At 47.1% G+C, this 12,945-nt stretch carries 7 protein-coding genes; 2 read left to right on the top strand and 5 right to left on the bottom strand.

Going from position 1 to position 12,945, the window contains the following annotated elements; genetic code table 11:
• Nucleotides 1–69: 69 nt before the first annotated feature.
• From Q365_RS0109970 to Q365_RS0109980, 3 genes are all read right to left on the bottom strand, one after another.
• The gene (locus Q365_RS0109970; protein ID WP_028023213.1) at nucleotides 70–1,692 is read right to left on the bottom strand and encodes a methyl-accepting chemotaxis protein; all 1,623 of its coding nucleotides are present in this window, start codon (nucleotides 1,690–1,692) and stop codon (nucleotides 70–72) included.
• A gap of 250 nt (nucleotides 1,693–1,942) precedes the next feature.
• On the bottom strand, nucleotides 1,943–2,689 hold the full coding sequence (locus Q365_RS0109975; protein ID WP_028023214.1) for a nuclear transport factor 2 family protein: 747 nt from the start codon (nucleotides 2,687–2,689) through the stop codon (nucleotides 1,943–1,945).
• A gap of 246 nt (nucleotides 2,690–2,935) precedes the next feature.
• The gene (locus Q365_RS0109980; RefSeq protein ID WP_028023215.1) at nucleotides 2,936–3,142 is read right to left on the bottom strand and encodes a hypothetical protein; all 207 of its coding nucleotides are present in this window, start codon (nucleotides 3,140–3,142) and stop codon (nucleotides 2,936–2,938) included.
• 343 nt (nucleotides 3,143–3,485) lie between these two features.
• Between Q365_RS0109980 and Q365_RS0109985 the strand changes: the two genes are divergently transcribed.
• Together Q365_RS0109985 and Q365_RS26120 are read left to right on the top strand one after the other, a co-directional pair.
• The gene (locus tag Q365_RS0109985; protein WP_028023216.1) at nucleotides 3,486–5,309 is read left to right on the top strand and encodes an alpha/beta fold hydrolase; all 1,824 of its coding nucleotides are present in this window, start codon (nucleotides 3,486–3,488) and stop codon (nucleotides 5,307–5,309) included.
• 200 nt (nucleotides 5,310–5,509) lie between these two features.
• Nucleotides 5,510–7,771 (top strand): FtsZ/tubulin family protein, encoded by a 2,262-nt coding sequence (locus tag Q365_RS26120; protein WP_028023217.1) that lies wholly within the window; start codon nucleotides 5,510–5,512, stop codon nucleotides 7,769–7,771.
• A gap of 183 nt (nucleotides 7,772–7,954) precedes the next feature.
• Here Q365_RS26120 and Q365_RS0109995 read toward each other — a convergent pair whose 3' ends face one another.
• Together Q365_RS0109995 and manA are read right to left on the bottom strand one after the other, a co-directional pair.
• Complete coding sequence (locus tag Q365_RS0109995; RefSeq protein WP_028023218.1) at nucleotides 7,955–11,179, bottom strand: glycoside hydrolase family 3 protein; 3,225 nt, start codon at nucleotides 11,177–11,179, stop codon at nucleotides 7,955–7,957.
• A gap of 539 nt (nucleotides 11,180–11,718) precedes the next feature.
• The gene (gene manA, locus Q365_RS0110000; protein ID WP_028023219.1) at nucleotides 11,719–12,918 is read right to left on the bottom strand and encodes a mannose-6-phosphate isomerase, class I; all 1,200 of its coding nucleotides are present in this window, start codon (nucleotides 12,916–12,918) and stop codon (nucleotides 11,719–11,721) included.
• Nucleotides 12,919–12,945: the final 27 nt, after the last annotated feature.

Below are 12,945 nucleotides of genomic sequence, written 5' to 3' on the forward strand. Positions count from 1 at the left end.
AGGCGCAACATGGCACAATGGATGATGCTATGGTCAGACAGCCAGTGTTGTGTTTAAGGCTCTTAAGCTTTAGGCAATTTTGAATCGGCTTATTAACTGATTCAACTCTTCCACTTTGCCTTCCAACACCAAAATGTTTGAGGCGCTTTGCTGTGCTTGAGAAAGAGACTGGTTAGAGATATCGCTAATCGCAGTAATATCGGATGCAATTTCTTTTGTCACGGCAGTTTGCTCTTCAGCGGCAGTCGCGATGGAACTGATCATGCTTTGTACCATGGCAGCACCCGACACGATATCTTCCAGCGCTTTGACGGCACCGTCACTTTGAGACACTCCCAACTCGACCAATTTATAGTTTTCCTGAGTGCGAGATACGGCGTCTTGGGTGCCAGTTTGAATAGATTGGACAATGTTCGCGACTTCTTGTGTCGCTTTGGTCGTTCTTTCTGCCAGTGCTCTTACTTCATCTGCAACCACGGCAAAGCCTCGGCCAAATTCACCTGCGCGCGCGGCTTCAATGGCGGCGTTAAGTGCCAGTAGGTTGGTTTGCTCAGCGATGCCACTGATCACTTTGATCACATTGCCAATTTCTTCGCTGTGTTCGCCTAACTGTTGCATGGTGCCAGACATATCTTGCATCTGAATTGATACGTGCTGAATGCTATTGACCATTTCGCCGATAACCTGACGGCCTTCAACCGCATGCATCTCGGATTTCTTGGCTTCATCGAATGTCGAAGTACCTTGGTGAGCAACTTCTGAAATCGTCAGGCTGAGTTCTTCTGCGGCTGTTGCAATCATGGCCGCTTTGTCGGACTGGCTCGATGCGCCGGATACCACGTTATTGCCCAAGGCGGACAGTTCAACCGTGGATTGATGAACGTCTTTGGTGACGCTTGAAATGGCGCCGATTAAGTCAATCAATGACTGTTGCATGGAATTGATAGATACCGCGAGGCTGGAAAGTTCGTCGCCCGTATTATCTTCAATGCCTTCGCTGACCAGTTCGCCTCTCGCAATTCTCTGTGCCGTTTCATCTAGCACCGTCAAGCGATTGGTGATCGATGAAGACAGCCAATACGCAATGAGACAAGACAGCATGATGGCGACGAGAGAGATGATCACATTCATCTTTTTGATATCGTCGAAATCCGCCATCAAAGTGTTAAAAGAGGCTTCCATTTGCGCGTTTTCAATCACAGAACTTTGGTCCAGCATATTCTCAATAGGCTGAAGGTGTTCAATGTAGAGGGCATGAAGTGTGGTGATCAGAGCTTGATTGTTTTCATTGAGTGACAATTGGGAGGCAACATCGCGGTCAAATGCGCTTTGGAAATCTCGCATTTTTTGGCTAGCACGCTCAAGGGTTTGATAATCAGAACTGCCTCGTTCTTCTTGTTGCATGGCGCGGGAAATTACAGCCTGAAACTCGTTATTGTTCTCTTTCAGTGAGGCTGCTGAACCTTCAACACCAGTGACAACGCCAATACTGTCGCGATAGACGTCCCCGGCTTCATCAATCAAAACAAGATAGGAAAGCACTTCTGGCACGTCATCGGTTCGTAGTTTTGTCACTTCACTTTTTAGGCCTGTGACTTCAAACCAAACCAACACCACCATGGCAACCATAAGCGCCATGATGCCTCCAAATCCTAAGTATAGCTTTTGGCGTACTGATAATTTTGTAGGCATCTCTTTTCCCTAATCCGACATTTAAATTCATACCGTATGCTGTATCGGCGGTCAGCCGTGTAAGTTTAGGGGTTATTGTATTTTATGAGGTTTTTGTCTCAATTTAGTCTGTTAGGGCGTTTACAATTAATGGGATAAGTCGCCATTTAGGCTTCATTGAAGCGTCACCGAGGCGTTAACGAGAGAGGGAAAACGCGCCTTCATCGCTATGATAAGGCGCGGGGGAAACGCGTATGTTTACCTTTGGCCTTTAGAATTTTCCGCCATTGGTCCATTCATGCTTTGGTGGGATCTTTTCTTCATTTCCCCACACCTCGACCACTTTGCCGTCTTTCAGCCTAAATAGATCGAATCGGGCATTTTCTTCGCCGTCTTTGACGACACGGCTATAAGCAACCACCAAGTTTCCTTGTCCGATGATTTTGAATACGAGATCGTAGCAACCGATACATTCGAGAAGTGGAGCCGAGTCAGACGGGTTGTGGTTTACCAACGCTTGGGTATTAACGTACAAGGCCACGTTATCAGTTTGCCCCAGTACCATCACGTCACACATCAAGTCGCGAATTACCGTTTTGTTGGCTTCGGTTTTGTCTTCATCTTCGATGCCAATAGGGCCACTCAATTGATGATTATCGTCAGATTCATTGCCTTCAAACGCTGCAATGACATCCCAATGCTCAATGATTTTGTCGTTATCGTCGGTATCGAAGAGATCCGTTGTTACCCACTTCGCGTCACCGTTATTGATGTCTTGGAACACTTGAACAAACACATATTGTCCATCGACCACGGAACGAAATACGCGAATGTCCCTGACAGGGCATCGCTCGAGAAATGGTTCGAAAAACGCCACGAACCCTTCAACCCCGTTTTTCACCCCCGTACTGTGTTGGGTGTAACGCTCACCCGTATATTGCGTCACCGCTTGGCGAGCATTGCCGTCACGAATACCTTCCATATACAAGTTCGTTGCGTTTCTCAGCTTTGGATTCATGCTTCATTCCTTTTGTATTCGAGTCATAGCCACGTTGAACCATCTTGGCGATAGGGAGAACGTCTGCACAGAGTTTTTACTCTATCACCAGAGGTAAACTGATGATTTCTCAAATAGTAGACGAAGCTATGACAAGCCATGACAAGTTATGGCAACAATGTTGCTGAAGCCGGTAACGAACACAATGAACCGCCGGTTTGATTGACTGGTTGTGGTCAATTTCAGCGGTCTTGGCGTTTGACTTCATCACTGAAATTCGACGAGAAGGCTTTCATGCACCAAGGTTGGCTTTTTTAGGATACGAAAGACTTCAAGGCCGAGCGTGGTTTTCCGCGCTTCAGGTGCCGCAACGATATGTAAAAGTTGGTCACTCAAGTGTTCGTGAACGGCGTCTAATACGCGACGCTGATAGGAACGCCATGGATAGCAAAATGTCATGGTATCAAATGGCATGTCTGTCCTTTTTCATTGTCTCGGCGTCTTTGCCTGAATATGTGGTTTCTTAGAATGCATGTTTGTACACAAAATACCGTACAGCATTAGGCGAAATGCTACATCAATGTTGTTGATTTCTCAGCGTTCATCGTCTCAAAACTCGATGTCCGAATATCTTTGCTTAGAATATGAATATTCAATCATATTCTAAAATAATAGGGAGTATTTTAAATGTGACAGAACCTGTAAGCCTTTACGCTAAATTAGGATAAAGAAGTGTGTGCTTGGCTTCATATTATAATAAAACGTTGGCTATGTAGGTTGTTGTATGTTTATAGCAAATAAGGAATTTCACGATCTCGTGATTCAAATTTATGATGCCGCCGCAGACCCAGATAAGTGGCCCGTACTCATAAGAGCAGTTGCAGAGCTCGTTGAAAAAGCAGCGGAAAAGGAACTGTCACTTACGTCAGAGAATAATTATGCCAACATTGGCAATTATCAAAGTGATGATGTTCCGCTAGGCAATGCGCTCACCAATGTCTCTAACCTGTCTATCCCTAGTGATTTGGAAATGACTGACTACAGTCAGCCTGAACTAGACCTTATTCTCTTACGTTATTTTCAAAGCGCCTTAGGGATCGCACAGAAATTAAATGCAGAAGAAGAATATCGCGATGTCATCGGTGCATTGCTTGATCATTTACCTATATCGGTAATGATTGTTGATCAAGATGGGTATGTTATTGAAAGTAATTTATCGGCTAATCAAATGATTAGTGATAATTCACTTCTTGATATCGCAAACAACAGACTGATGTTAAATGGCGACGGAGATAACGCAAAATTACACAGCGCGATAAAGCATGTTGCGTCAGCGACTGGGGAGGTATCAAGTAAGGCGTTGATGTTCGGCCAAAGTGAACTCTCACTTGAGCGCATTATGGTGTTCGTGAGTGCGGTGAAAGGCATGAATGATTCAGAAGGCTGCAATAACATTGCCTTGTTTCTTTCCAGCCCGCGAACCCAACCCATCACGATTTCTGATTCTATCGCACAGTTGTATGGCTTAACGGCCAAAGAGCTAGAAGTGGCCTCTTATTTGGTGCGCGGTTTTAGCGTGAAAGAGATCTCCATCGAAATGTTCATTTCAGAACATACCAGCCGAAGCCACTTGAAATCGCTCATGGCAAAAACGCGCACACAGCGACAGGCTGAGTTAGTGCGGATTCTCTTTTCTAGCCCCACATCAATGCTGGACCAAGTTCGTCGGTACGTTGACCTTAAAGAAGAAATAGAGCATCAAGGTATTTCTCGTGTCCGGGTTAACGATGATCGTATGTTGGCGTATCGAGATATCGGTGCAGCAAACAGCGTACCTATTCTCTATTTACACAGCGTGGTGGGCGCGAGTGCTGAAATTGAAACCATGTTGTCGTTTGAAGACATCGCCGCCCTAAACTGTCGAATTATTGCCCCTGATCGTCCCGGTTATGGCTTATCCAGCCTTAACAAAAAGCCGGGTTTTAATGCCTTTAATCAAGACCTCAAAGCCTTACTCGAACACCTTGATATCCCTTGCGTGTATATCTTGGGCTTTTCGATGGGTGCGTTGTATGGCATGGCGTTTGCGCGAGAATACCCTGAGCGAGTCACCAAAGTGATCGGTGTGAGTGCAGGATTGGCGTCTACCGAGAAGTCAGAGTTTGCAATCATGAATCCACTGTGGCGCATGAGCATGACCTTAGCGCGAGATATCCCCAACGTTTATCGTTTGGTTGCTGGCTTGATGTTTAAATCGATGCGAAAGGATCGAAGCAAGGTTCTAGAGCTGATTGAAGACAGTGTGGTGTTGGAGGAGGCCGCCATTTTTCGTGACAAAAGGTTTGCTGAAATATATAGCGATTCACTGGGCTACGCGTGGCAGCAAGGTCTGTTTGCAACCTGTAAAGACACGGAATTGTTGATGAAGAAATTGAGTTTTTCGCCTGAAGAAATTCATACGCCCGTGACGTTATGGCACGGCGCAAAGGATAGACATGTGCCATTTACGGTTGTTGAACGACTGGCGAAACGGCTTCCGAATGTTGAACTCAAGGTTGAACCTCATTTGAGTCACTTTCTTATCCTGCTGAAAATTCGTGAAATTATTGAAAATGACATCTTGGTACGGCAAGTCGGTTGAGATATACCCAAACAACCTGAAGATGCAGGATTCAGCGAGCTTGACTGACGTTATGAGCAAGGCCTCCCCGTGTTTTCGTGTGTCAGTTTCAATACATGCTGACATATCCCCTAAATAGGGGAGGCGCACCTTTTCTCTTTTTCCCAAAGTGAAGTCTTTGGAATGTGAATAGTGGTATTCGCATAAGAAGGAGAAAGGTGATGATTAAACCCAACATTATCGCTAGTGCTGCTCTCGCTGTATTTCTTACTGCATGTTCAGACTCAGATGGAGGCGGCCAGTTACCTAGCAATCCATCTTCACCGGTTCAGAGCAATGTCGCGACAGGGAAAGTAGCGGATGGGTATCTAGAAGGAGCAACAGTTTGCTTCGATAAAAATGGCAACTTGCTGTGTGATGCTGATGAACCCACCGCGCAGACGGGGGTTGACGGCAGCTATGAGTTGGAAGCAACCGAAGCAGAAACAAACCAATACCCGCTTATCGCCATCGTTACGACTGAAACCATCGACAAAGATACCAATGAGCCAGTGAGGCATGCATACACCTTGGTATCCCCACCTGGGAAATTTCGCTTCGTGAGCCCGATGACCACGCTCATGGCACTTCATTCTGACGGCACATCTGATGCATCGCTTCAAGGCGTGGCAGCGACGATGCGTCAACTCATGGGCTTATCAGACAACGTTGATCTGTTTGATGACTATATCGACAAGGCTGATGACGAAAACTACCAGCAGATTCATCGTGTTGCTCAGTTGATTGCACGTCAGTTAGGGCAGGGTCTCACCGTTTTGCACGGAGGGGAGAGCAATAGCTCTGCGTCAGAAAAAGAGATGGTGGCTATCACAGGGCTCTTGTTAAGTGACGTTGACACGCTCACAGAGATTGTTGATATGAATAGTGATGATTTTGACGCTGATGCAATTGCTTTGTCTTACCAAGAACAATGGCAAGGTGACATTTCCTCGTACAGTGACGAAATTGACGATATTTACGATTTCTACGTCAATGCTCGTAGTGGGCCAACCATTCTTGATGGTGACGCATATGTTTACATCAAACTGGATGGTACGGTAGAAGAAAGACTTGAAGCCCTGTTTGCGTTCTCACCGACATTGCTTGAGCAATATGATCTGGTGGTGACTGGGCCAAACTTCTCTCACCAACTTACTGACGCCGATATTATTGAAAGCACCACCAATATTATTCGTTTCCGTTTGTCCTTCGAAGAAGGTTTTCTGGAAACGGGGGCGTATGAGATAGCCATTGCCAGTGACAATGATGACGAATCTGGCACCATCATCGGGTCGAATTATTTCTTTCCACCCGGCGCTACGCCAAACGTCAATATCGATTGGTTTATGGGTAGCGGTGTTGAAGCCGTTAACAACCCCTACATAGACAACTTCATTAGCTACCCCATTCCGTCTGACAGCCTTAACATTCGCGCTTCTCTCAAAGACAGTGATGGCAACATCTATTACCAATCTTCATTTAGGAAAGGGCGTAACCGTATTGCAGAGGAAGATGACCAACTGACTCTTCGCCCAGATTCGACGCTACTGGTTGAGGTTTCAGACGATATAGAGGGTTATGCGAGAACGTTCTTGAAAGAATTGTATGAAGTCCCTGTTTCGCAAAGCAATGCCAAAGCCAGTATTGATTTCACGCGAACCTATGTAAGAAATAGAGAGCGAGGAAGTGAAACCACCACGAGCTTTATCTATCAATTTAGTGCAGAAAAGATGGTCGAAGACCACACGGCTAGCCCGCTAGATCCGATTGTTGATGGCGTTGATATTCAGTATTTCAATGAAGTGAATTCCAGTTTCGACAACGTGGTGACACATGACGTTGATTATAATGAAATCATGGCATTAGGTGACCAATATGACATCAATGATGGTGACTTCAACCTGTGGAATTCATTGCAGCTTGAAGACTATTTCGGTGAGCTGATTAACTACCTCGATGCCTTCTATCAAACGCAGACATCCATTGAGCAAGGTCTATATGTTTATTCAGTGTTCGGTACGGATGGGCAAACCTACCACACCTATGATTTCTATAGCGGCACCGATTCAGGATTCCCTGATGTTAAACGCGCCAATGTTAGCACCGAAAAAGTAGACGGAAGCTGGTTGAAATTCAGCCTTCCATCGGCAGGTGAAAACGTCCCCGTTTATTACCAGTATCAATTCTATGTGATTTACGAGAAAGACGGCGAATCTCTAGAAACATACTTAATGGGGACAAATCGCAGCCCACAAAATGTCAGCTATGTTCGTTTGAGCAAGGTGAATGAGGCATTGGCGTTCTTCAATGAAGAATACGCGCCTGATTCGGTTAATGCCGTTGTCATCCGTGCTAATGCTTGGGATGCATTGAAGAGCTACAACATTGATACGCGTTCTGAATCGGATTCGATTGATATCAGCCCGTTGCTGCCAGCGTTGTAAGCCAAGGATTTACTCGCATTTGAAACAAAAACGAGCCTCCCAGAGAGGGAGGCTCGTTTACCGATTACTTCTATCGATGGAGTTTCACCTCAGCCTATCTCACGTGCGTCAGGCTGAGGTGTTTTTTTTGCTTAGTGCTAAATGCTATCGCTAAGCGTCAAATACGCCTACTAACTATGAAATCTACTGTTCGAGCGTAATGTTTCTCACGCGATAGATAACGCCTGCTTGAGATGCATCCCATTCAGCTAACGTCGCAAAGGGCTTGTTCACCTTGGTGATGTCCAAAGCGCCTGTGTTTAGCTCTGAAACTGGCACGGAAATTTGATGCCATTCTCCGGTGGCCAAATACCCCAAAGGATAATCGTTACCCGAGCCTGCCGTGGACTCCATTTTTACCACAATACTGTCACTTTGGGTTTCGCCAGAGTTCGCTGGTGTGCCATAGCTTTCGACATAGATGTCGAACGTCAGTTGCCCAGAAGTGAAATTGACCAAGTTGTGGTTTTCCCCTTGCACCAGCACTAATCCTTTGAAGAACTCAGGGCTGTTAGGGTCATAGCTGACAGTGAACTCGTGGGTCGTATCCGACGGATCGTTGCCTGATACCATGACATGATCTTCAAGACCTTCCCACGTGTCAGTTCGTGCCTGCCATGTCACGAGGTTGGGTTCCCACGCTTCCCAGACATCAACCGTGTCGCCTTCTAGCGGCGGCAATGTCGGCGCTTTCAGATCGTCACAACTGATGGCATCGTCAGCAGGGTCAATGCTTTTTGGCACGAAACGAACTTCACCAAGGTTAAATTCCACCTCTTGGTCTGCGTAAATCAGGAATGGCGTATTGAGGATAGAAAAGGCCATGCCTTCATCCGCGAAACATTCAAGCGGGATCTTAATGGTGGTCCATTGCGTTTCGTCAGCACCGGTTGGTGCAGGCAGCACTTTGTGGACAGGCACTTGTCCCAAGCATGGCCATTGACAGTGAAGCGCGAGCACCATGCTATCTGGCGCTTGAGATTTCATGTCGATGTCGAATTGCAGTGTGGCATCCGCGTTGAGGTAGCTTTGTTTATCAACCGTCTGCTCATCAGGTGTCTGCATGTACACTTGTGCAGGCGCTTCACCGGTAAACTTCACGTTGATCGCATCTTGTTGATGCAGGTGATCGATAGGTGTCGTAGTGATTGAACCAATGCTTGTCGGCGTACCGTTTGACACAGTGACACCCGCCCAACCGTTTGACGAGCCAGCAATACGCGGCACGAATTCGTCCGATGCAGAGCGACCGAAGATCTCAAGGTTGTTGGTTGCGATACCGTTATCTGGCGCATCTAAGCCACAGCCATACTCACGTGGGTCGAGAGGAATATTATCGAGATCAGTGGTGACCTTGCTGCTCTTTTTCTTGCTGTAAGACAGGCCATAGCCATAAGCAAAGAGCGGGGCATGATCGCCTTCAATATCTTGTTCCATCTCTGGCGTTTCATAATCCATCAGGTTTGGCGCTTTGCGATTGATGGTGGTTGCGCACTTGGTATTAGGCCAAGAGAACGAGAGGCGACCACGAAAATCTTGACGATTTTCGCGGAACAACACATCCGTGATACCGCCAGCTTCTGTGCCGGGCAGCCATGCGGCGATAAAGGCATCAGAGTGGTTGATCTCGTCGTTCACATACAAAGGGCGACCGGAATAGAACACGGTGACGACTTTCATACCGCGCTCTTTGAGTGATTTGATCAACCGAAGATCTGCACCATAAGCTGATTTCAACGTGGCGTATTCAAGGGTTTTGGTTGCGTTGATATCACCAAACATTTCGGCGTAAGGGTCTTCACCAATCACAACGACCGCAATGGCGTCATCGGGCGCGGCGTCGGCATCGGTATAAACATTGTCTTCACCCACTTGGTCTTGCATGGCCATCAGCATGGTGGTTGCACCCGGGAAATCATTCTCTAGGGTGTTCTCAGTGCCTTGCCAGGTGAGCGACCAACCGCCGGTTTGTTTCTGAATATTGTGCGCCGCGCTACCAAGCACTAAGTAAGATTGATTGTTTGAAAGAGGCAGCACTTTATCTTTGTTTTTCAGCAGTACAAGGGATTCGCTCACCGCAGTCCGCGCCAATTTGCGGTGTGCGTCAGAGCCCAAGATCTCTTGCTTACCTGCAAGGCGACGAAGCGAAGGCTGTGGTTTTTCCCATAGATTTGCCCGCATTTTCACGCGCAAAATACGGGTGACAGCGTCATCAATGCGAGACATAGGAATGGTGCCGTCGTTCACTTGGTCAATCACATTGCGATAGAAAGCTTGCCAATCTTTGCGGGCGGTGACCATGAAGATGTCGTTGCCTGCTAGAACTGCCTGAGGGCAATTACCGGCGGTACAGCCATTGATTTCACTGTGGCCGTTCCAGTCAGTCACGACCAGCCCATCAAAGCCCATTTTGTCTTTCAACACATCGTTGACGATGTATTTGCTGCCGTGAAGTTTCTTGTTGTAGTTGTCAGTTCCCATGACGTCATAGTTGGCGTCGTTGTCCCAGGAATTGAACGAGGTCATGACCACTTGTGCGCCCGCGTCCAAGCCAGAAAAATAGCCCGTGGCGTGAATGTTGCGCAAATACTCTTCGGTGTATTCATTTGAACCACGGTCAGCCCCTTTAGTGGTGCCGCCGTCACCAAGCCAATGCTTCACATTGGAGATGACATGATTTTCACTCTTCAGCCCACTCACGCCACCTTGTAAGCCTTCAACCATTTGCGATGCGTATTGATAGATGATTTCAGGGTCTTCAGAGTAGCCCTCGTAAACACGTCCCCAGCGATAATCACGTGGGGCGGCAACGGTGGGGGCGAATGTCCAATCGAGGCCAGTGGCAGCGACTTCTTCTGCGGTGGCTTGGCCGATTTTCTTGATCAACGCTGGATTGTTAGCCGCACCGAGTCCGATATTGTGGGGGAAGACGGTCGCGCGGAACACATTGTTGTGCCCGTGAACAGCATCGGTCGCCCACATGAATGGAATACGAAAACCGCGGTCGGCGTAGCCTTCTTCTAATGCTAAGTAGTATTTGTCGGCTTCATCCGCCCAGTCTTGGGCGGTGGCGTATTTGTTGCCATCAGGCCAACCGCCGCCGCCATTGAGGATGGAACCGAGTTTGTATTCTTTGGCTTCTTCCGGTGTCACGCTGCGCAGATCAGGCTGGATCATTTGCCCGACTTTCTCTTCCAGCGTCATTTGCACCAGAATGTCCGACACACGTTGCTCGATTTCAGGGTCTTTCGGAATCGCACTGTTTATCTGTGGCCAGTCTGGGAAGTAAGGTACTTTTGATTCGTAAAAGCAGCCAGACAAAATGGCCAACGAGGTCACTCCTAACACGATGATTTTTCCTTTGAGCATGATGCCCCTCCGAGGGTCTTCTGTTGTCTTTCGACTGAGTACTCAATATTCGAATAAACCTGAAAGCGCTTTCTTGTTTGATCAAATACTCCCTCGAGTACGCCGTTTGTTTTGACAGCCAAATTTCAGATTACGGAAAAGTGACGCCAGAACTCTGGGCAATGGTAGGAGCAAACTCATACATTAAACATAGTTAAAGAGTGAAACATGGTAGCGTATTTACTCTACGCAACACTTTCTCAATAGAGGGAATAGCGGTGTTAAATAAAACAAGACATATAGCATTGAAATATAGGCAATCTGTTGAGTTATAAATGGCGCGAATTTGGAATGTAAGGTAATTAAAACAAACGATTAAGGCGTGGTGAGAGGGCAGACAATCATGGTGTTACCTGTGGTAACAGGAGAAGAAAACAAAGAAGCCCGACGCTTGCCGGAGCTTCTTTAGACTTAAGGTGTTAGGTTGCAAGCCTGTGAGGGGGGCACAGACCTGCGGTATTTAGGTGGTTAGAGACATGGGAAAACCCATGGCTCAATGATTAATTAAATGCGCGTGCAAATGAACCGCTGCAAGTCACTGAGTATTCGCCAACAAACGCCGGTACAAACACAGATTCACCTTTCTGCAAAGTGACAGTTTCACCGTTGGCGTGAGACACCGTCATTGGTGCATCAATGGCCATGAGAATTTCTGCGCTGGTGGTATGCAGACGCTCGTTCTCGGTTTGCTGGTAAACACCGAAGTTAAAATCAGGCACCGGGATAGGGTAGAGCTTCACATTGCCTTTGCCACTAGCATCCGAGCTTGGAGAAAGAAGAATGGTGTCTTTTGGCATTGGCACACAGCGTGTGCAAGCGACGAGCTCTTCAACATCCATATGCTTTGGCGTTAAGCCTGCGCGCAATACGTTGTCTGAATTTGCCATGATTTCAAGGCCAGTGCCTTTGATGTAAGCGTGAGGGGTACAGGCATCCAAGAACATCGCTTCGCCTGGCTGAAGCGTTAACGTATTCAGGATCAACGGCGAGAATAGGCCGATGTCGCCAGGGTATTGCTCAGACAATGTCAGCAATAGCGCAAACAGTTCGTCAGTTTGATTATCCGCCGCGAACGCCAGTAGTTCGTTCACTGCCTGTTCTTTCTGTTCGCCTTCTAATGACAGTAAGGCTTCAAAGAATGCACTTAGCCCTTGCTCGTTTTGGTTGGCATCAAGATTGGCAATCAACTCGGAAAGCACATCAATGTTGAGCTGGTGGAAGAAGGCCAGAATTTCTGCGTAATCGCGGAAGCCATTCATCGCCGTGTATGAGGTCAGGGCGTAAACCAATTCAGGTTTATGGTTCGGGTCTTTGTAATTGCGCACGCTCGCCGTTAGGGGAATACCTGCTGCTTCTTCTTTAGCAAAGCCGGCTTCTGCTTGCGCTTTGCTTGGGTGAACTTGAACGGATAGGGCTTTTTCTGCACATAACACTTTGAACAAGTAAGGCAACTCACCAAAAGTTTCTGCGGTTTTCGCGCCAATCACAGCAGCCATGTCTTTGTTGATGAAGTCAGAAAGCAGGGTTTCTTGACCATCAACAAGAATGGTTGAGCAACCGTTTGGATGAGCGCCCATCCAGATTTCAGCTTGTGGCTTGTTCTCTGGGTTTGCCATGCCAAACAAAGTATTTAGGGAGGAGTAGCTGCCCCAAGCGTAATCTTGAATCACATTGTTTAGAGGATAAAAGTATGCAGTCATTTTTATTCTTAGGCTCGTCATTTAACT

This window comes from Enterovibrio calviensis DSM 14347 (genome assembly GCF_000621165.1).
Taxonomy (GTDB): Bacteria; Pseudomonadota; Gammaproteobacteria; order Enterobacterales; family Vibrionaceae; genus Enterovibrio; species Enterovibrio calviensis.